General features: G+C 35.8%; 14 protein-coding genes. 10 read left to right on the top strand and 4 right to left on the bottom strand.

What is annotated here, in order from left to right; all coding sequences use genetic code 11:
- Positions 1–93 precede the first annotated feature (93 nt).
- Complete coding sequence (locus EKM01_RS11375) at positions 94–3,144, top strand: TonB-dependent receptor domain-containing protein (RefSeq protein ID WP_126768413.1); 3,051 nt, start codon at positions 94–96, stop codon at positions 3,142–3,144.
- Between the two features lie 127 nt (positions 3,145–3,271).
- Positions 3,272–5,263: an excinuclease ABC subunit UvrB gene (uvrB, locus tag EKM01_RS11370; protein ID WP_126768410.1), complete on the top strand. Its 1,992-nt coding sequence runs from the start codon at positions 3,272–3,274 to the stop codon at positions 5,261–5,263.
- On the opposite strand, the gene EKM01_RS11365 is transcribed toward uvrB, so the two are convergent.
- The gene (locus EKM01_RS11365) at positions 5,260–5,661 is read right to left on the bottom strand and encodes an excinuclease ABC subunit B (protein WP_126561956.1); all 402 of its coding nucleotides are present in this window, start codon (positions 5,659–5,661) and stop codon (positions 5,260–5,262) included. The two genes, uvrB and EKM01_RS11365, sit on opposite strands and share 4 nt — an antisense overlap.
- A gap of 56 nt (positions 5,662–5,717) precedes the next feature.
- Here EKM01_RS11365 and EKM01_RS11360 point away from each other — a divergent pair, with 56 nt between their 5' ends.
- From EKM01_RS11360 to EKM01_RS11340, 5 genes are all read left to right on the top strand, one after another.
- On the top strand, positions 5,718–6,551 hold the full coding sequence (locus EKM01_RS11360; RefSeq protein ID WP_126768407.1) for an alpha/beta hydrolase: 834 nt from the start codon (positions 5,718–5,720) through the stop codon (positions 6,549–6,551).
- Positions 6,552–6,599: 48 nt separating this feature from the next.
- Positions 6,600–7,610 carry a dipeptide epimerase gene (locus EKM01_RS11355; RefSeq protein ID WP_126768404.1) on the top strand — a complete coding sequence of 337 codons (1,011 nt, stop codon included), beginning with the start codon at positions 6,600–6,602 and terminating at the stop codon, positions 7,608–7,610.
- A gap of 6 nt (positions 7,611–7,616) precedes the next feature.
- On the top strand, positions 7,617–8,648 hold the full coding sequence (locus EKM01_RS11350; protein ID WP_126768401.1) for an aminotransferase class I/II-fold pyridoxal phosphate-dependent enzyme: 1,032 nt from the start codon (positions 7,617–7,619) through the stop codon (positions 8,646–8,648).
- 58 nt (positions 8,649–8,706) lie between these two features.
- Positions 8,707–9,174 (top strand): DUF1456 family protein, encoded by a 468-nt coding sequence (locus EKM01_RS11345; RefSeq protein ID WP_126454659.1) that lies wholly within the window; start codon positions 8,707–8,709, stop codon positions 9,172–9,174.
- A 105-nt stretch (positions 9,175–9,279) separates the two neighbouring features.
- On the top strand, positions 9,280–9,801 hold the full coding sequence (locus tag EKM01_RS11340; protein ID WP_126740503.1) for a hypothetical protein: 522 nt from the start codon (positions 9,280–9,282) through the stop codon (positions 9,799–9,801).
- Positions 9,802–9,920: 119 nt separating this feature from the next.
- Here the strand turns inward: EKM01_RS11340 and EKM01_RS11335 are convergent, their stop codons facing one another.
- Positions 9,921–11,489, bottom strand: coding sequence for a YdiU family protein (locus tag EKM01_RS11335; protein ID WP_199749427.1), 1,569 nt, complete (start codon positions 11,487–11,489; stop codon positions 9,921–9,923).
- Positions 11,490–11,650: 161 nt separating this feature from the next.
- The gene (gene sucC / locus EKM01_RS11330) at positions 11,651–12,844 is read right to left on the bottom strand and encodes an ADP-forming succinate--CoA ligase subunit beta (RefSeq protein WP_126460171.1); all 1,194 of its coding nucleotides are present in this window, start codon (positions 12,842–12,844) and stop codon (positions 11,651–11,653) included.
- A gap of 406 nt (positions 12,845–13,250) precedes the next feature.
- On the opposite strand from sucC, the gene gltB reads away from it, so the two are divergent.
- The 3 genes from gltB to lysA all read left to right on the top strand — a co-directional run bounded on the left by gltB (position 13,251) and on the right by lysA (position 20,612).
- Positions 13,251–17,768, top strand: coding sequence for a glutamate synthase large subunit (gltB, locus tag EKM01_RS11325; protein WP_126768399.1), 4,518 nt, complete (start codon positions 13,251–13,253; stop codon positions 17,766–17,768).
- Between the two features lie 2 nt (positions 17,769–17,770).
- On the top strand, positions 17,771–19,225 hold the full coding sequence (locus tag EKM01_RS11320) for a glutamate synthase subunit beta (protein ID WP_126768396.1): 1,455 nt from the start codon (positions 17,771–17,773) through the stop codon (positions 19,223–19,225).
- A gap of 169 nt (positions 19,226–19,394) precedes the next feature.
- Entirely contained in the window at positions 19,395–20,612 is a 1,218-nt protein-coding gene (gene lysA, locus EKM01_RS11315; protein ID WP_126768394.1) for a diaminopimelate decarboxylase, read from the top strand.
- 339 nt (positions 20,613–20,951) lie between these two features.
- On the opposite strand, the gene pafA is transcribed toward lysA, so the two are convergent.
- Positions 20,952–22,571 carry an alkaline phosphatase PafA gene (gene pafA, locus EKM01_RS11310; protein WP_126768391.1) on the bottom strand — a complete coding sequence of 540 codons (1,620 nt, stop codon included), beginning with the start codon at positions 22,569–22,571 and terminating at the stop codon, positions 20,952–20,954.
- Between the last annotated feature and the right edge of the window lie 287 nt (positions 22,572–22,858).

The following is a 22,858-nucleotide window of genomic DNA, read 5'->3' as shown; positions in this document are numbered from 1 at the left end:
TTATTTGCCATTTAACAAATATCTTGATTGTTTTTATTCTAATTAACGCCATTTAAGTAGTATTTTTACGGTTCTAACATTAAATTACCAAAAATGAAAAAACTTTTCTTTATTCTAACTTTAATTTTTTCAGCAGTAATAACTGCCCAAGAAATTAGAGTCTCCGGTGTTGTTACTGACGACTCCAACGCCACCTTACCTGGAACAACCATTATGATCAAAGGAATTGCAAAGGGCACTACTTCAGATATAGATGGTAAATACACCATTACTGCAAAAATTGGAGATATTTTACAATTCTCCTATGTAGGTTTAGAAACAAAATCAGTTAAAATCACAGGAAGTACACTAAACATTACTTTAACGGGAAGTGGCGAAACATTACAAAATATAGTTATAATGGGCTCCCGTAATCCTACAAGAACCGTAACGGAATCTGCAGTGCCTATTGATGTTATTTCTATGAAAGAGATCGCTTCACAAGGTGCTCAAACGAATTTGAATCAGATTTTAAATATGGTTGCACCATCATTTACCTCAAATACAACCACTGTAGCTGATGGAACGGATCACATTGACCCTGCACAATTAAGAGGTTTAGGACCAGACCAAGTATTGGTTTTAATAAACGGAAAAAGAAGACACACTTCTTCTTTGGTAAATATTAATGGATCCCCTGGTAGAGGAGCTGTAGGTACCGACTTGAATTCCATTCCCGCTTTTGCTATCGAAAAAATTGAGGTATTAAGAGATGGAGCTTCAGCTCAATATGGCTCAGATGCTATTGCTGGTGTAATCAACATCAACATGAAAAAAGATACTAAAAAATTAGAAATAAACCTTTTTGGAGGAAGTCATTTTTCTAAAAATGCTAACGACCATACCGGTGGAAATGATGGAAACAACATTCAAATTGACTTGAACTACGGAACAAATTTAGGAAAGGAAAAAAGTTTCATTAATATTACGGCAAGTGCTCAATTGCGAGGTCAAACAAGTCGTGCTAAAGAAGTTAAAGGAAATTTATTTAACCGATACAATGCTGTTGAAGAAAGAGCTAGAATAGCAGGTATTAACATTAATAGTTTGTATGCGAATACGTTAAACACTACCCCTGGTTTTTATAACGGTTTGCTGAACACAATTAATACGTATGCGCAACAAGTAAGTTATTTTGATGCAACAACAAAAACTGCTATTCAAACTGCCGCATCGAATGGAAATTTATCCGGGATGAGAACTTTATTAGGAGTTGACGTAACTTCGGAGGAACTTGGTGCTAGAGGCTTAGTACGAAACGATTTTAATATGCGAGTAGGTCAATCATCACTTCAAAGCTCACAATTCTTTGTAAATGCTGCCTATCCTTTAACTGATAAATTAGAATTGTATGCTTTTGGAGGAAACAGCAACAGAACTGGTGAAGCCGCCGGTTTTTACAGAAGACCAAATCAATCTAGATCGTATACCGGATTGTATCCAAATGGTTTTTTACCAGAAATACATTCTACAATCAACGATATCTCAGCAGCAGCGGGTCTTAGAGGTATAATTTTCGAAAATTGGAATTTTGACTTAAGCAATACTTTTGGAAGAAATGCATTTGATTATGGCGTTGAAAATACCGTCAATTCTTCCATGAGAGAAAACTCTCCTACTGAATTTGACGCTGGTGGATTAGCCTTTAGCCAAAACACAACCAATTTCGACATGAACCGAAAATTTGGTGATTTGAACGTTGCTTTTGGAGCTGAATACCGAAATGAAAACTATAGTATTAGTGCAGGACAACCAGAATCATATAATTTATATGATATAAATGGTGATGTCGCTTTACCAGGAGTAACCCCCGCTAATCTGATCGTAACTGATTTCTTTGGATCTATTAGAGGGAATGGCTCCCAAGTATTTCCGGGTTTCAGGCCAACAAATGCTATTGACAAAGGTCGTAACAGTACCGCTATTTATGGAGATCTTGAATATGATGTTACAGAAAAATGGTTATTGAACGGAGCCGTTCGTTTTGAAAACTATTCTGATTTCGGAAACACTACTAATTTTAAAGTTGCCAGTCGTTATAAACTAACAGACAACATTAATTTGCGTGGTGCCGTTTCCACAGGTTTTCGCGCTCCTTCTTTACATCAAATCAATTTTAATGCTACAGCGACTCAATTTGTTGGTGGTGTACCATTTGAAGTAAGCACATTTAGTAATGATTCCCCGGCAGCACAAGCCCTTGGAATCCCACAATTGAAACAAGAAGAATCTAAAAGTGCCAGTATTGGTTTTACCGCTAAAATTCCAGAAGGAAACATTACTTTGACTGCCGATGCTTATATTGTAAGAATAGATGACAGAGTAACTTTGACGGATCAATTTTCTCGTCCATCGGGAACGTTTGCTGACGGAACGCCACAGAGAGAACTTCAACAACAATTTGATCTCGCTGGAGCAAATGCGGCAACCTTTTTTGCCAATGCTATTAGTACAGAGTCTAAAGGAATTGATATCATTATAACACATAAGCTAAATTTAGGAGCCATAGTAATCAAATCTGATTTAGCTACTACTTTTTCTCAAACAAGACAAGTGGGCGCGATTAAAGGTTCACCTACTTTAGTTGCTAATGGTCAAATCAACCGCTATTTTTCTGAAATGAGCAGAGTCTATCTAGAAGAAGCCATTCCAAGAGTTAAAGGAAATTTAACCAACTCATTTACTTATAAAAAATTCGATTTCTTTTTGAGAAATGTTTACTTCGGCCAGGTTACTGATCCAAATACGGCTGATGTAAATAGAGACGGAAGAGTTGAAGGAGCAATAATAAATGGTCTAGCAGTCGAAATTGAGCATCCAATCTGGGGCGCAAAAATAATCACTGATTTATCTGTTGGTTTTAAAATTACTGGAGCTGCAAAAATTGTAATTGGAGCTAATAACATTTTTGATATTTATCCAGATGTAAATCTTGGTACACAAACTGCAATCCGACCTAGATTAGTAGGTGGAGCAATTGATTACACCGCTGTACCATCCACAATTGACTTATCTAATGCAAATCAATTTGCATATTCAAGAAACACCTCTCAATTTGGTCAAAACGGAAGATTTCTTTTCGCTAGATTAAGCTTCAGTTTCTAATAATTTATATTTTTCTAATAAAACCATCCTGTCACATCGGGATGGTTTTTTTTTGGCAAAAAGTTTAGAAAAAAAAGAATCCAAACCTTGTACCTTTGTATCTCTTAACCTTTGTCCCTAGTTTTAAATGAATTTCCAAGTAGTATCTGATTATCAGCCAAAGGGCGACCAACCACAAGCCATCGCCAAATTAACACAAGGAATAGTTGATGGAGAGCAGTTCCAAACTCTTTTAGGAGTTACTGGTTCTGGAAAAACATTTACGGTGGCCAATGTGATTCAGGAAGTACAAAGACCAACATTAGTTTTGGCACATAACAAAACGTTGGCGGCACAATTATACTCCGAATTCAAGCAGTTTTTCCCCAACAATGCCGTGGAATATTTCGTTTCCTATTACGATTATTACCAACCCGAAGCTTTTATGCCTGTAACCGGCGTTTTCATCGAAAAGGATTTATCCATCAATGAAGAACTGGAAAAAATGCGAATGTCAACCACTGCATCCTTGCTTTCTGGACGAAGAGACATTTTAGTTGTGGCCTCCGTTTCGTGTTTGTACGGTATTGGAAATCCTGTCGAATTTCAGAAAAACTTGATACCAATTGAGAAAGGACAAATTATTTCCCGCACCAAATTATTACATCAACTGGTGCAAAGTTTATATTCCAGAACGGAAGCCGATTTTAATCCTGGAAGTTTTAGAATAAAAGGAGACACCGTTGATGTGTATCCTAGTTATGCTGACGAAGCCTACCGAATCCATTTCTTTGGTGATGAAATCGAGGAAATCGAAAGTTTTGACACCAAGAACTCTCAAGTACTTGAAAAATTTGATAAACTGACGATTTATCCGGCCAATATGTTCGTGACTTCACCGGATGTTTTACAAGGTGCGATTTGGGAAATCCAACAGGATTTAGTAAAACAAGTCGATTATTTTAAGGAAATTGGAAAACATCTGGAAGCTAAACGACTGGAAGAACGTACCAATTTTGATTTGGAAATGATTCGGGAACTGGGTTATTGCTCCGGAATTGAAAATTATTCTCGTTATCTGGATGGTCGTTTACCTGGAACAAGACCTTTTTGCCTGCTGGATTATTTTCCAAGTGACTTCTTAATGGTTGTTGATGAAAGTCACGTAACACTTTCACAAGTCAGTGCGATGTATGGCGGGGATAGAAGCCGAAAAGAGAACTTAGTGGAATATGGTTTCCGACTTCCTGCAGCAATGGACAATCGTCCTTTGAAGTTTGAAGAATTTGAAGCCATGCAAAATCAGGTAATTTATGTTTCAGCAACACCTGCTGATTATGAATTGCAAAAAACGGAAGGTGTCGTTGTGGAACAGGTAATTCGTCCGACAGGATTATTGGATCCCATTATCGAAATCCGACCAAGTTTAAACCAGATTGATGATTTAATCGAAGAAATTCAGGTTCGGGCAGAAATTGACGAACGCGTTTTAGTGACAACTTTAACCAAAAGAATGGCAGAAGAACTCGCAAAATATTTAACGAAAGTCAATATTCGCTGTCGCTATATTCATTCTGAAGTCGACACTTTGGAACGAATAGAAATCATGCAAGATTTACGAAAAGGAATTTTTGATGTATTAATTGGTGTCAATTTACTTCGTGAAGGTCTGGATTTACCGGAAGTTTCTTTGGTGGCCATTTTAGATGCAGACAAAGAAGGTTTTTTACGAAGCCACCGCTCACTTACGCAAACAATTGGTCGCGCAGCAAGAAACCTGAACGGTAAAGCAATTATGTATGCGGATAAAATAACCGCCAGCATGCAAAAAACCATTGATGAAACAAATTATCGCAGAACCAAACAAATCAATTATAACACTGAAAACAATCAGACACCACAGGCATTAAACAAAAAAATAGAAAGTGCATTTACCAAAAATCCTTTGGTAGACTATGAATTGGGTCTCACTTTGAATGCCGCAGCAGAACCGGAAACTGCATATCTATCAAAAACGGAAATCGAGAAACTTATCCGGGAAAAACGGAAATCGATGGAAAAATCCGCAAAAGATCTGGACTTTATGCAGGCGGCAAAATTACGGGATGGCATCAAGAGATTGCAGCAACAATTAACTTAATTATGTTGCTCTTGAAAAACAGTCAATAAGACTTCAGAATTAATAATTGCGTTTGGCGCTTCATCCATCAGCTTCAGAATTCGTTTTGTTGCAGCAGGATTAAGTCCCATTTCAATTGCTATTTGTTGGATGTTAACAGCTTCTTTCTTGTGCAAAATTCCGTCGCTATGCATCAGTAAAGCCAATCTATAAAATTGCTGTATCCGCTGAAATTCGGATTTAATGGGCAACTGGGGCAATTCTAAATGAAACAAATCATTGAAACCTCCTTTTTCTATATTCAATTCATTGGCTATAATAAACAAAAAATCATATTCTTTCTTGTGTAAATGACCATCAACTGTAGAAAAAGCAATCATCTCCAAAAGTAAACTTCTCTTTTCTTCGAATGTATCCATCAAATTATTATTTTTAGCTAAAATATTGTTTTTAAATTGAATTACAAAACGAACTAATGATTCAACGATACCTATTATTGCTGTTTATCCTTTTTTTGATACCAGAAATCAACGCTCAAGAGCCAAGACCTTCAGTTAGAACTTCGAAGCAGCGTACGGCATCAAAACAAGTTTCCACTTTTACTATCGAGGCTCCACAGCTTCAATCGACAAAGAAAATTTGGGTGTATTTACCCCAAAATTATGCCACATCCAAAAGAAAATTATCCGTAATTTACATGCATGATGCTCAAAATTTATTTGACGCTACAACTTCTTATTCAGGTGAATGGAATATAGACGAAAAATTGGATAGCCTAAAAGCACCCGTTATTGTTATAGGAGTTGAACATGGAAATGAAAAACGCATTGATGAACTGACGCCTTTTAAAAACGAGAAATATGGAGGAGGAAAAGCAGACCGTTATTTAGAATTTATCGTAAAAACCTTAAAACCGCACATCGATAAAACGTTCAGAACCAAAACCGGCAAGAAAAACACTATCATCATGGGAAGTTCCCTTGGCGGTCTTACTTCGTATTACGCTGTTTTAAAATACCCAGAGATATTTGGAAAAGCGGGAGTATTTTCCCCTTCCTTTTGGTTTACCAAAGATATTTATGATCTGACTGAAAAGTCTAAAAAAATAAAGTCTAAAATCTATTTTCTATGTGGAGACAATGAAAGTGAAGATATGGTGACCGATTTGAATAAAATGGAATATTTACTGAATTCCAATAGATGTTCCTGCCTTAATTTGAATGAAAAGAAAATTGTAAAAGGCGGACAACACAATGAAAAATTATGGCGTGATGGTTTTGTAAAAGCTGTTTTATGGCTTGGTTACTAAATTATTCTGCTGCAAGTAAACACAACAAACATTAAAATCACATTCCTTATGGAACTAATCTTAAGAGCATACAACCTTAAACTGAAACATACATTCACGATTTCGAGAGAATCTATAGACTTTCAGCCTTCTTTGATTGTGGAATTACAAAGTGATGGTTATTCAGGTTTTGGCGAGGCAACTTCTAATCCGTACTACAAGACAACTGTTCCGGTGATGATGCAGGACTTGGAAAAAATTCGATCTGTAATTGAAACTACAACAAATGAAACCCCTGAAGAATTTTGGGCTGCGATTCATCCGTATTTAAAAGACAATATGTTTGCCTTATGCGCTTTGGATATGGCCTTTACGGATTTGTATGCTCGTAAAAAAGAAAAAAAACTGTACCAATTGTGGAATTACACTACCGATAAAAATCCATTGACGGATTACACAATAGGAATCGCATCGATAGAAAAAATGGTGGCTAAAATGAAAGAATTACCTTGGCCAATTTATAAAATAAAATTAGGTACAAAGGAAGATATTGCCATTGTTACTGAACTTAGGAAACATACTGATGCTGTTTTTAGAATTGATGCCAACTGCGGCTGGGGTGTAGCAGAAACCATAAACAATGCCGTTGAACTAAAAAAATTAGGTGTCGAGTTTTTGGAACAACCCATGAAGGCAGGCAATTGGGAAGGACACAAGGAAGTTTTCAAACATTCTGTTTTACCAATTATAGCCGACGAAAGTTGTATTATAGAAGAAGATGTAGCCAAATGTCACAATCATTTTCATGGGATAAATGTCAAATTAGTAAAATGTGGCGGACTAACTCCCGGAAGACGAATGATTCAGGAAGCCAAGAAATTAGGGTTAAAAACCATGGTGGGCTGCATGACCGAATCAACAGTTGGAATATCCGCAATTGCGCATTTATTACCGCAACTGGATTATGTAGATATGGATGGCGCACTATTATTATCCGAGGATATTGCCACAGGTATTACCATTGATTTCGGCAAAATAAGCTATTCTGACTTGAACGGAACCGGTGTAACTTTAATGTAGTTTTAAATGAAAGTCAATCAATTTCCAGATCGAATAATTGAAGTAGAAAATGAAGAATATCTTTATTTTGGCGGAACAGCTTATTTGGGTTTGCCTACACATTCCGAATTTCAAAACTTAATTATCAAAAATATTTTGCAATGGGGAACGGCGTACGGAAGTTCTAGAAGTGCCAATATTCAACTGACTGCCTACGAAAACGGAGAACGCTTTATAGCCCATTTTATCAAAGCAGATGCTGCACTTACGCTTTCATCCGGTATGCTGGCAGGGAAAATAGTTGTTGAAATACTCGAGTCGCAAACCGATTGTTTTTTTCATTTTCCAGGCACACACAGCGCCATCAAAGCTCCTAACAGCTTACCGGTTTTTATTGAAAATGAATTAAATCCTCGTTTGCTGGATACCGCAACTGAAAAAATTACGATTCTAACGGATTCTGTTCCATCCTTTCAGATAAGACCAATCGATCTTTCGATTTTAAATTCGATTCCGTCCAATAAAGAAATCACTTTGGTTATTGACGAATCGCATTCGCTTGGAATTTTGGGAACAAATGGTTGCGGAATTTATTCGACCATCAATCTTCCTAACATCAAAAGAAAAATCATGGTGGCCTCTTTAGGGAAAGCCTTTGGATTAACGGGTGGCGTAATTGCCAGTGATTCTGAATTTATTAATCAGATAAAAACTTACGATACTTATATTTCCAGTGCCGGAATGAATGCCGCATTTGTACAAACTATGACAGATGCAGCAGCAATTTATTTGCAACAGCATCAAAAACTAAAAGAAAACATTCAGTATATAGATGCTCATTTAATTAAAAACAAAACCATTCATTTTGACCCCAAGTATCCGCTTATTTATCCGAAAATCATTGGACTTACTGAAATTTTGACTGCAAATAAGATCATAGTGACCAATTTTAAATACTTGACAGATACTCAGAATTTAAATAGAATTGTAATTACTGCCAATCATAGGAAAGAAGATTTAGATACTCTAATTCAGATTTTGAATTGCAACCAATTCTAAATCTAAAATTGTGTTGCAATTGCTTTTAAACCGTACCTTTGTAAAAAATTAGAATATGATGACAAACAACGATATCTTTAAAAAACTTCGCGTCGCTTTAATGCTGCGTGACGATCAAATAGTTGAAATATTGGAATTGGTAGATTTTAGAATCACTAAATCCGAATTGGGTGCATTTTTTCGCGATGAAAAACATGAAAATTACATAGAATGTGGTGATCAGGTGTTGCGTAATTTTCTAAATGCATTGGTTATTCACTTGCGTGGAACCAAAGAAAATCCAAAAAACCCAAATGATGTTTTAGCCAAGCACAAAGCTCAAATTCCTGCAAAAGAAGGAGCTAAAGATAGACCCGAGTTTAAGGCAAAACCAAGAGACGAAGAAAAATCAAGAGGCGACGAAGCACCATCAAAATCAAGACCTGCTACAAAAAATACTTCTAAAAAACAGTATCCAAAAGGAAATTCAAAAGTCCAAATAGTGGAGAAAGTGAAATTTAATTTCGGAAAAAATAAAAAATCATAAGTAGTAAAGATTTATATCCTCTACTATATTAAATTATAAAATCCTGAACGAGAATTCAGGATTTTTTGTATATTTAGTTCATCTTAATGAATTTACGTCATCAAAATGAAACAGCTCCTAACCTTTTCTATATTATTTATTACAACATTATTTTTTGGACAAAACACTAAAAATTCAGATGCAGCTATGTTTTTTGATTCAATTTTAATGCCTGTAAATATGATGGAATATTTTGACCCAAATGAAATTGAATCTGTGAATGTAATCAAAAAAGACACTACAATAAATGCTGTTTTGTATCATGGCCAACTTTATATTGCTTCTAAAAACCCCAAGAAATATGATTTTATAGGTTTAGACCAAATTAAATCTGAATTCACAAAAATCAAAAGTAATGATGTCATTTATATGGTAAACGGAACACTAATAAAAGACAATACTGATACTTTCAAATTAGACCGAAACTATATTTTAGAAGTTGAAGTCACCAATACAGAAGCACATTACAATCTAAGAAAAAGTGACACCAAATTTGACATTATAAACATTTTGGGAAAAACCAAAGAAAATTTAGATAATAAAAATAATATTTTAATAAGAGGTCAAGAGATAATTGGTGTTAAATAGATTTTAAAAAAAAATATTAAATGACTGTGCTTTGTGAATACCAATGTAATTAATTTTATTCATAAAATGTAGCTTGATGCAACGAACGGACACCTATTTAATATTTTTCAAATCCCTTTTTAAGAACTACAGCTTAACATAGAACACCCCACTTTATCTCTGGCCCAATCGGGTCTTTTGGCAAACCACTTTTGAAAATTTGGTTGTTCATCATACGGCTTTTTAAGCATTTCGAATAATTCGTTTAGCAACGAATAATCTCCTTTATCCGCGTCATCAATACACAATTGTGCCATATAATTCCGCAATACATATTTTGGGTTCACGGCATTCATTTGATTTTTTCTTTCTGTATCCAAAAGTATTTCTTCATTGATTCGAATGCTGTATTTCTCCAACCAATCGTACCAATCTTTCAACACCGTTTCATCCAAATCCTTTTCATTGTAAAAAGCGTCTTTTATTGAATCGAAAGCGGTAATTGCAAGATCAGCTTTAGTAACATCACTCAGATTTCTAAAGAAAATCGTCATATCTGTTTCTACCCGTTCCAGCAATTGGGTCAAACTCTGAATCAAAACAATATCGGATTCTTTTTTAATTTGGAAACCGAGTTTATTTCGCATCATATCCAAATACTCCTTTTCGTATTCCGTACTAAAAGCGTCCAAAATAGTTTCAAGTGGTTTGGCCTCATGAATTAAAGGATACAACGCATTCGCCAATTGATACAAATTCCAGAGTGCAATTTCAGGTTGATTGCCAAAACGGTATCTTTTATGTTGACTGTCCGTTGTATTAGGTGTCCAGCCGGAATTATAATCTTCCAACCAACCGTAAGGCCCATAATCAATCGTGATCCCGTGAATAGACATATTATCAGTATTCATAACGCCATGAACGAAACCAACGCGTTGCCAGTGTACAATCATTTTAAGTGTAGTTCGGGTTACTTCCTGAAAAAAGGCGAGATATTTTTCGATACCTTCTCCTTGAATGTGAGGAAAATGATGTTTGATCGTAAAATCAGCCAGTAATTTGAGATTAACATAATCTTCTCGAGAAGCAAACATTTCGAAACTACCAAAACGGGTAAATGACGGAGCCACTCTGCAAACGATAGCGCCTTTTTCATAGGCAGGATTTCCATTATACATTACATCGCGCAATACCTGATCACCAGAAAGCATAAGCGATAGCGAACGTGTTGTGGGAACACCTAAATAATGCATGGCTTCAGCGCATAAATGTTCCCGTATGGAAGAACGCAATACCGCAAAACCATCTGCAGTTCTGGAATATGGAGTTGGACCTGCTCCTTTTAGTTGTAAAGTATATATCTTATTTTCATGAATAACTTCGGTGAGATTGATGGCGCGACCATCTCCCAATTGTCCGGCCCAATTCCCAAATTGATGTCCGGCATAACACAAGGCAAAAGGATTTGTTTCCGGATAAACGGTGCTTCCTGAAAAAATGTCCAAAAAATCAGCTGAAAGTAGGTCTTCATCAGAAATGCCAATGGCATGAGCCACTTCATTAGAAGCATGAATTAGTGATGGGTTGGATGGTTTTTTGGGCAACACATACGAATATGCCGATTGCTGAACCTGTCTTGGTGTATTGATTTCAATGGGGTCAGCCGGCAATTCAGAAGTGAAATTATTTTTTATGTGGAGTTTCATAATACTAAAAAACATTAAAAACAAAGATAATTGTTATAAGCCAGAAAACTTTGCACTTTCGATTATTATTATGATTTGTTCGGTCAAAATAATTAAAAATTAATCCAAAAAAAATCCTGTTTGCCGCAGCAAACAGGATTTTTCAATATATAACAATTTTCTAATTAAGAAAGTGCAGCTTTTACTTGATCTGCAGCCTCTTGAAATTCAACAGCAGATAAAATTGGCATTCCTGAATTATCAATTAATTCTTTTGCAATAGCTGCATTGGTACCTTGTAAACGAACAATGATAGGCACTTTAATGGCATCTCCCATATTTTTGTATGCATCAACAACTCCTTGCGCCACACGGTCACAACGAACGATTCCACCAAAAATATTAATCAAAATAGCTTTTACATTTGGATCTTTTAAGATAATACGGAAAGCAGTTTCAACACGTTTTGCATCAGCAGTTCCACCTACGTCAAGGAAATTAGCAGGTTCAAAACCAGCATATTTAATTAAATCCATAGTTGCCATCGCTAAACCAGCTCCGTTCACCATACATCCTACTGTACCGTCAAGATCTACATAGTTCAAACCTACTTCTTTTGCTTCCACTTCGATTGGGTTTTCCTCACGAACGTCACGCATATCAGCATATTTCTTTTGTCTGTATAAAGCATTATCATCGATATTTACTTTAGCATCTACAGCCATAATTTTATTGTCAGATGTTTTCAAAACCGGATTGATTTCAAACATCGACGCATCAGAACCTATGTACGCATTGTACAAAGAATCGATGAATTTAACCATTTCTTTGAAAGCATTTCCAGAAAGACCTAAGTTAAAAGCAATTCTTCTGGCTTGAAAACCTTGCAGTCCAACAGAAGGATCCACTTCTTCGGTAAAAATTAAATGTGGGGTGTGCTCCGCAACTTCTTCAATATCCATTCCACCTTCAGTAGAATACATAATCATGTTACGACCTGTAGCTCTATTCAATAAAACAGAAACATAAAACTCAGAAGTTTCACTTTCACCAGGATAATAAACATCTTCAGCGATTAAAACTTTATGTACTTTCTTACCTTCCGCAGAAGTTTGAGGTGTAATCAATTGCATCCCGATGATTTGTTCTGCAATTTCTTCTACTTGTTGTAAGTTTTTTGCTAGTTTAACTCCACCACCTTTTCCGCGTCCACCTGCATGAACTTGGGCTTTTACAACATACCAACTTGTACCAGTTTCGGTAGTTAATTGTTTAGCAGCAGCAACCGCTTCTACTGGACTATTAGCAACGATTCCGCGTTGAATGCGAACCCCGTAACTAGCTAAAATCTCTTTTCCTTGATATTCGTGTATGTTCATAATATAGAATTTGTCTGGATTCTGAATTTATTCCAGAATAAAAGTGCCACAAAAATAGCAAAATTAAACGTAACTGTTATTTTTTTTTTGATTTAAATGGTGTCTAAATTTCAATAGTCCAAACAAAACTACAACTCCTTTCAAAATAAAAAAATATAAAGATTAACTCCAAATTTGTTATAAATTCAAAAGCAAAATGATCAGTAAAATATTTCTTTCAAAACTATCAATCCATCGGCTTCTATTTGGTTTTCTCGTTGTAGAAAAATCAAATCGAATGCGTTAAAATCCTATTATTATGTTTTATTTAACCTTTTTCTACTATAACTGTAAAAACAAGCCGTTTTTAACTTTTACACCTATTATATGTTACTAAATCTTTAATTTTGTATAAAAAATATTAAGCATGAAAGTTAAAGAACAAGGCCTTTATTTGCCCGAATTTGAACACGACAATTGCGGAGCAGGATTCATTTGTAATCTAAATGGAATCAAATCAAATGATATTATACACAAAGCATTGGATATTCTAATCAAATTAGAACATCGGGGTGCGGTGAGTTCAGATGGCAGAACGGGAGATGGAGCGGGAATATTATTTGATATCCCTCATGATTTTTTTAAGAAAGTTTGTGATTTTGAAATCCCCGAGACAAAACAATATGCCGTAGGAATGGTCTTTATGCCCAAAAGTAAAAACCAAGTTGTTTTTTGTAAAACGACTTTCGAAACTTCGATACGCGATCAAAATTTAGAAATATTAGGATGGAGAGACGTACCGGTTGATGCCACTAATTTAGGACGAATTGCCGGTGAGAAAGAACCAACCGTGAAACAAGTGTTTGTGGGTAAAAAAGGCTTAGACCTAACGGAACAACAATTTAATGCTAAATTATTTGCAGCGAGAAAAATTGCAGAACATGCGATCCAAAATTCAAGGATTTCAGAAAGCCACATGTTCTATTTTTCCAGTTGTTCCACCACCACAATCATCTATAAAGGATTATTGATGCCGGAAGACATCAGTAGGTATTATACGGATTTATTAGATGACGATTTGGTAACCCGATTAGCTTTGGTTCATCAACGTTTTTCTACCAACACATTCCCATCTTGGGAATTAGCGCAACCGTTCCGTTACATGTGCCACAATGGTGAGATCAATACACTACGTGGAAATATTAGTCGCATGCGTGCTCGTGAGGAATTGATGAAAAGTGATGTTTTTGGTGACGATATCAAAAAATTATTTCCAATCATTTTAGAAGGAAAATCAGATTCTGCTTCAATGGATATGGTAATTGAACTGTTATTGATGACAGGCCGCTCCTTGCCGGAAGCTATGATGATGGTTGTCCCTGAAGCGTGGGAAAAACACCAGACGATGTCCGCCGATAAAAAAGCTTTTTACGAATACAATGCTTGCATCATGGAACCTTGGGATGGCCCAGCCTCTATTCCTTTTACTGATGGTAATGTTATTGGTGCTTTGTTAGATAGAAATGGATTGCGTCCTTCTCGTTATACATTGACTAAAAGTGGTTTCGTAATTATGTCTTCAGAAATTGGTGTTCTTGATATTAAACCCGAAGATGTAGTGCAACATGGTCGTTTAGAACCCGGAAAAATGTTTCTCGTGGACATGAATGAAGGCCGGATTATAGAAGATGACGAGATCAAAAATGCAATTGTCACAAAACGTCCTTATCAGCAATGGCTGGATGAAAATTTAGTACAATTATCTCAAATACCGTATACTCATAATCAAATTCCTGTAGAAAATATTGATTTTGAGACCAGACAAAGACTCTTTGGATATACACTAGAAGACTTAAAGACCATCATAAATCCTATGGGAATCCAAGGGGCAGAGGCATTAAGTTCTATGGGAAATGATACTCCTTTAGCGGTTTTGTCAGATCAGCCACAGCTTTTGTACAACTATTTCAAACAGTTATTTGCTCAGGTTACCAATCCACCATTAGATGGTATTCGCGAAGAAATCATTACTGATATTAGCCTGGCTATTGGGGGAGATTATAACATATTTGACATTGTTCCAAAACATTGTAAGAAACTAAAAATTCAAAATCCAGTAATCTCAAATGAGGATTTAGATAAAGTAAAAAATATTGATCATGCTGATTTCAAATCAGTAACAATTACAACTTTATACGACATCGAAAAAGGAGTAAATGGTTTAGAACGCGCTTTAGAAAGAGCAGTTCAAGCTACTTTCAAAGCCGTTTCTGAAGGGTGTAATATTGTAATCATTTCGGATAGAGGAGTAAGCGAAAAAATGGCTCCAATCCCAATGCTATTGGCTTGTTCCTATATTCATCATTCGATGAACATCCTGAAATCTCGTTCTAAGTTTGGAATCATCATTGAATCTGCAGAACCACGAGAGCCGCATCATTTTGCCTTATTATTTGGTTATGGTGCCAGTGCAATCAATCCTTATATGGTGAATGAAATTATTCACAACCAGGTAAATGAAGGTTTCATTACTGGTATTAAAGCAGATTACGCCATTAAAAATTACAATAAGGCGATTGCAAAAGGGATCCTGAAAATCATGAATAAAATTGGTATCTCTACGCTACATTCGTACAGAGCAGCACAGATATTTGAAATTTTGGGATTAAATAAAACATTCACTTCTAAATATTTTCCCTACACTCCTTCCAGAATTGAAGGAATTGGTCTAATGGAAATCGAAAAAGAAATCAAAAAAAGATACCAGAAAGCTTTTCCAAATTCGAAAGTGAGTAATTTACTGCCTCTGGAAATTGGCGGAATTTACAGATGGAGAAGATCAGGAGAAAAACACATGTTTAATCCAACAACGATTTCTAAATTACAACAAGCGGTACGTTTAAATAGTCCTGAAAGTTATAAGGAATACTCTGACATGGTTAATGACCAAAGTGAAAATCTAATGACAATTAGAGGTTTGTTTGAGTTCAATAATCTGGATCCTATTTCAATTGATGAAGTCGAACCTTGGACCGAAATTGTAAAAAAATTCAAAACTGGAGCCATGTCCTATGGTTCAATCAGTCAGGAAGCCCATGAAAATCTAGCAATTGCTATGAATAGAATTGGTGGAAAAAGCAACTCTGGAGAAGGTGGAGAAGATCCAAAACGATTCCAAAAAGACTTAAATGGAGATTCTAGAAATAGTGCTATCAAGCAAGTTGCCTCCGGAAGATTTGGAGTGTCTATCAACTATTTGACGAATGCCAAAGAGATTCAAATAAAAATGGCTCAAGGGGCAAAGCCCGGAGAGGGTGGTCAATTACCCGGCGAAAAAGTAGTGCCTTGGATTGCCGAAGTACGAAATTCTACGCCTTATGTTGGATTAATTTCACCGCCGCCACACCACGATATTTATTCTATTGAAGATTTATCCCAATTAATTTTTGATCTAAAAAATGCCAATCGTGAAGCCAGAATTAATGTAAAATTAGTTTCAGAAGTGGGCGTTGGAACGATCGCTGCCGGTGTTGCCAAAGCAAAAGCCGATGTGATTTTGATTTCAGGATACGATGGAGGAACTGGAGCTGCACCATTAACTTCACTACAACACACCGGTATTCCATGGGAACTTGGCCTTGCCGAAGCACAACAGACCTTAATCTTGAATGATTTAAGAAGCCGTGTCGTATTAGAATGTGACGGACAATTGAAAACAGGACGTGATGTAGCTATTGCAGCTTTACTTGGAGCTGAAGAATTTGGATTTGCGACTGCTCCTTTAGTCGCATCCGGTTGTATTATGATGAGAGCCTGTCACTTGAACACCTGCCCCGTAGGTATTGCGACACAAGATCCAGAACTGAGAAAAAATTTCAAAGGAACACCGGAACATATTATTAACTTTATGTATTTTATTGCTGAGGAGTTAAGAGAAATCATGGCGCAACTTGGATACAGAACCTTAAAGGAAATGGTGGGTCAATCTCAAAAATTAAATGTCAATAAAGCCATCAAGCATTATAAAGCCAGCGGATTAGATTTATCGGCTATTTTGTACAAACCTGAAAAAGCAAAAGAGGTTCCAAACCACAATACTACAACACAAGATCACGCACTAGAACACGTGCTTGACTTTGACATCATAAAAGCCGCTATTCCATCCATTTACAGGAAAGAGAAAACGAGAGTTACATTTGATATTAAAAATACAGATCGTTCCGTTGGCGCTATATTGAGTAATGAAATTTCAAAAATATATGGTGCACAAGGATTACCAGATGATACCATATTGGTAGATTTCACAGGTTCAGCAGGTCAAAGTTTTGGTGCTTTTGCAACTAATGGCTTGTCCTTTAAAATACATGGAAACTGTAATGATTATTTAGGAAAAGGACTTTCTGGTGCAAAACTAATTATTAAAGTTCCTCCTACTGCTACTTTTAAACCAGAAGAAAACATCATTATTGGTAATGTAGCACTGTATGGCGCTATTAGTGGCGAAGCCTATATTAACGGTATGGCGGGAGAACGTTTTTGTGTTCGAAACTCGGGAGCAACAGCTGTTGTTGAAGGAATTGGAGATCATGGATGTGAGTATATGACAGGCGGAACAGTGGTGATCCTTGGCAAAACAGGAAGAAATTTTGCAGCAGGAATGAGCGGTGGCATTGCGTATGTTTTTGATCCAAATAAAAAATTCGACGCTACTCTTTGTAATATGGAAATGGTCGCTTTTGAAACATTAGAAGATGATGACTTTACTAAACTGAGACGTTTAATAAAAAATCATTCATTGTACACCAATAGTCCACTTGCAAAAAGAATTTTAGAAGATTGGGAAAACCAACTCAACCATTTTGTCAAAGTGATGCCTACTGATTACAAAAAGGCATTAGAAAGATTAGCCGAAGAAAAAAAAATTGAAGAACTACTAGCACTATAGTTATGGGAAAGATAGGAGGATTTAAAGAATATAATAGAACAGATGAAAGCACTGTACTAGTTGAAGAGCGTGTATCAAATTACAATGAGTTTACAATTCAGTTAGAAAAAGATAAAATTAAAGAACAAGGATCCAGGTGCATGGATTGTGGGATTCCTTTTTGCCACAGCGCCTGTCCGTTGGGAAATTTAATTCCTGATTTTAACGATATGGTGCATCAGGAAGAATGGGAAGGTGCCTTGAAAATATTACAATCAACCAATAATTTTCCTGAATTTACGGGTCGTTTATGCCCCGCTCCATGTGAAAAGTCATGTGTGTTAGGAATTATAAGTGAGCCAGTAGCAATTGAAAATATTGAAAAAAATATTATCGAAAGAGGTTTTGCTGAAGGTTGGATCAAACCACAACCTCCAGAAGTTAGAACAGGAAAAACAGTCGCCGTTATTGGCTCCGGTCCTGCTGGATTAGCAGCAGCACAACAGTTAAATCGTGCAGGACACACCGTTACCGTTTTTGAAAGAGACAACGCCATTGGTGGATTACTACGATACGGAATTCCAAATTTCAAATTAGAAAAAGGAATTATCGACAGACGTGTTGCTGTTTTAGAAGCTGAAGGAATCACTTTTAAAACGAATATAAATGTTGGCGTAAACTATAGTGTTGAAGAATTGAACGCTTTTGATTCAATCGTATTATGCGGTGGCGCCACAGAAAGAAGAAGTTTGCCTACCAAAGGAATAGAAAGTCAAGGAGTGGTGCAGGCAATGACTTTCTTGACACAACAAACTAAATCACTATATGGTGAAGTAATTCCAGGTCAAATAATGGCTACCGGTAAGGATGTGATCGTTATAGGTGGCGGAGATACTGGTTCTGATTGTGTGGGAACATCAAACAGACATGGAGCTAAATCAGTGACTAATTTTGAGATTTTACCTAAACCACCCGTTGGAAGAAGTGAAACTACCCCTTGGCCGTTTTGGCCATTGCAATTAAAAACGTCCTCTTCTCATGAAGAAGGGTGTAATAGAAACTGGTTGATCAATACCAAAGAATTCATTTCTAATGAAAGCGGCCAACTTGTAGGTTTAAAAACCGTTGAAGTGGCTTGGAAAATGACAGCGGGACAAAGACCTGAATTGATAGAAAAAGAAGGTTCAGAAAAAATTTGGCCATGTGATTTAGCTTTATTGGCACTCGGATTTACGGGTCCTGAAAAAACATTAAGTGATCAATTAGGATTAGAAACTGATATGAGAAGCAATTATAAAGCAACAAATTATCAAACGAATGTTCCTCATATATTTACTGCAGGTGACATGCGAAGAGGACAATCTTTAATTGTATGGGCAATATCTGAAGGTCGTGAGGCAGCCAGAGAAGTCGATAAATACTTGATGGGGTATACCAATTTACCTACCAAAGGAAATGGTGATTTACCCAACTTATAATTCTTGCTACCATTTTGTAACCCTTGACAGAAAAATTTGTCAAGGGTTATTTTTTTTTAAATCAACAATAGATGTTCAAATTATAACTTTTTGTTATAATTTGTTAGAATTCAGTTATTAGCTTGTAGGACTAAATAAAGAGTAATAAATTTGCTGAAAATTAATAACCATGCAATCAAAAGACTTACTACAATTAGCAGAACAATTTGGCAGTCCAATATACGTTTATGATGCCGAAAAAATACAATCTCAATACAATAGATTAACTAAAGCTTTTTCTAAAGTAGATACATTACGCATCAATTATGCCATGAAAGCATTGTCAAATGTTGCAATACTCCAATTATTAAAGGATATGGGAGCTGGTCTAGATACCGTTTCTATTCAAGAAGTGCTATTAGGCCTTCATGCCGGTTATGCACCCGAAAAAATATTTTATACTCCAAACGGAGTTTCTCTCGAAGAAATTGAAGAAGTTAACGCGATGGGAGTTCAAATAAATATTGATAATTTATCAATATTAGAACAATTTGGGACTAAACATCCTAACGTACCTGTTTGTATTCGAATCAATCCACACGTAATGGCTGGTGGAAATACAAATATTTCTGTAGGACATATCGATAGTAAATTTGGAATCTCGATTCATCAATTGCCACACCTTGTTCGTATTGTAGAAAACACCAAAATGAATATAGTAGGCATTCACATGCACACTGGTTCTGATATTTTAGACATCGAAGTCTTTTTATATGCTGCCGAAATATTATTTGATGCGGCTAAAAACTTCAAAAATCTTGAATTCCTAGACTTTGGAAGTGGATTTAAAGTGCCATATAAAAAAGACGATATCGAAACGGACATCGAAGAATTAGGCAAAAAACTATCCAAAAGATTCAATGCGTTTTGTACTGAATATGGAAAAGAATTAACCTTGATATTTGAGCCCGGCAAATTTTTAGTTAGCGAGGCTGGCTTCTTTTTAGCTAAAGTTAATGTAGTAAAACAAACCACTTCGACTGTTTTTGCTGGAATAGACAGTGGTTTTAATCACCTTATCAGACCAATGTTGTACGGATCGCAACATCATATCGAAAACATCTCTAACCCCAAAGGAAAAGAACGTTTTTACTCCGTAGTAGGATACATTTGTGAAACGGATACTTTTGCAAACAACAGAAGGATTTCAGAAATCAAAGAAGGGGATATTTTATGTTTTAGAAACGCCGGAGCCTACTGCTTCTCAATGGCATCAAATTACAACTCCAGATACAAGCCTGCAGAGGTTTTATGGCTAAATGGAGAAGGCCATTTAATCCGTGCCCACGAAAGTTTTGAAGATTTACTTAAAAACCAGATTCCGTTACCCATAGCAGCGACAGTCTAAAATAGGAATCCCATTTGTCCATGCAAATGGGATTTTTTTATTATTAAACCCATAGCCATTTGAAACCTGTTTCATTCCAAAAAAATAATCAATCCTTAACATACTGCGTGAAGTAGTTTCTTTACATTTGGAATTCTTACAAAAAAAAGAAACAATGAATAGACGGAAATTTTTCAAGAATGGTTCTTTATTTGCAATTGGCGCAACTGTACTAAATCCTTTTGAAGGCAATTCACAAAATAAATTTTAGCCTAAACAAGACTCTGAAAATCCTGTAAAATAAAAAACGCCCGTCTTTATCGTAAAGACGGGCGTTTTATTATTAAACTCGACTTAGGTTTATTTATCGTCATCTAAAAGTGTGTCTAACACTTCAGACTCCGTACCATTTGGAAAAGGAATTTTTAGCATTTGTGAAAGTGTAGGAGCAATTTGCGTAATGTACTTTTTAGCATGCAACTCCCCTTTAGGAACTTTCCAACCATAAAAAAGCAACGGTACATGAGTATCATAGCTATTAAGTGTTCCGTGCGTAGTTCCGGTAGCTTGATACTGCATGTAACCCGCCTTATCTAACACCACAATTTCACCATTTTGTCTCGGATCATATCCCTTAGAAATAAAACTCAAAAAATAATCATCTCCGGAAGAAGCTAAAATTTCTTCCTCAGTATACACTCTTTTAACTTGCTCCTGTGTCATCAAAAACGTCTTAAAACTTTGTTTTACAACATTCATATCCAATCCTTTATTATTAATAATTTCTGTATTAAAAAACAGATTAAAATTAGAATAATCCAAAACTAAATCAGCACCGAAACTTTCGTTAGAAAACTTTTTCAATGCTGCAACAATATCTTTAGAAGGTATGTTTTTTACATTGTATTTATTATCTTTTAAATAATTTGGATTTTCGGCGCCTGCATGATCAGCAGTCAAAAAAAGCAAATAATTATCTTTTCCAACCGTTTTATCTAAGTAGGTTAAAAACTGAGCAATAGTCTCATCTAAACGTAAATAAGTATCTTGCAACTCCATAGAACGAGGCCCAAAAGTGTGACCAACATAATCAGTAGAAGAGAAACTAACAGTCAAAAAATCTGTTATATCATCTTTTCCGAGGGATTCGTTTTCTATAGCTTTCATCGCCAAGTCAGCTAAAATATCATTGCCAAAAGGAGTAGAACGTAAAATATCAGCCCCTTTTTCTTTATAAATTTCTTTCAAATCATAAGGAAAAACAGGTCTTTTAGTTTTATCCAATTTTCCTTCATATGGATTATCATCTGCAAGACTTTCATTATAAGTAGCAACCGGCTTAAATAAATCCCAGCCTCTATTGATATAATTCATATATCGTTTTTCTTCATTGAATTCTGTAACCCAATCCGGTAATGCTAAACCATAAAAAGTACTTGAAATAAAGGCTCCTGTTTTACTGTACCAAAAAGCCCAATTGGCAAAGTGACCTGCTGGTAAAATGGCACCACGATCTTTGATACTCAACCCGATTACTTTGCCTTCAAAATTTGTTGCCATTCTTAATTCATCAGTGATGGTGGTGCTTAAAAGGTTTTTTGGAGACATAGCCCCCTCATTTTCTAAACCATCCCCAACTGTTTTCACAGAGGCATCGTCAGTGCAATACAAATCCTTTCCTGTCGCTTTATTAAACCAATCATTCCCTACAATGCCATGAGTAGATGGTGTAGCTCCAGTAAAAATACTGGCATGACCAGGGGCAGTATAGGTGGGTACAAAATTATAATGCATGTTATGAAAAGTGTACCCCTTATCCATTAATCTTTTAAATCCATTTGATGAAAAATCATCCGAAAAACGATATAAATATTCCATTTTCATTTGATCCACAACGATACCAACTACTAATTTGGGTCTTTGCTGCGCTTGCAAATTTGACATAAGAATAAAGACACAAAACAAAAATATTTTTTTCATAATAAAAATTTTAATTTTACAAAAGTACATTTTTGATTTCGAAAAAACTTAACTATGGAAAATTTACCTATGAATTTAACGGTAACATAACCATTACAATTCTAGTAGCATGAAAACAAGTCAATAAAATTCTCAAACTATTAAAATACTAATTTAATTAAAAAAATCTCGTTAAAAAAACTGCCCCAAAATAATAGAAATGGACATTAACAAAGAAAGGCGACGAACCGAGCCCGCATGGCGAACACGTGGTATCTATAAACAAAAGAACCCCAGTCTTTTCAGAC

This window comes from Flavobacterium sp. RSP46, from assembly GCF_003984825.1.
Taxonomy (GTDB): domain Bacteria; phylum Bacteroidota; class Bacteroidia; order Flavobacteriales; family Flavobacteriaceae; genus Flavobacterium.
Note: the sequence above shows the minus strand (reverse complement) of the source record. Positions and strands in the feature narration are given on the sequence as shown.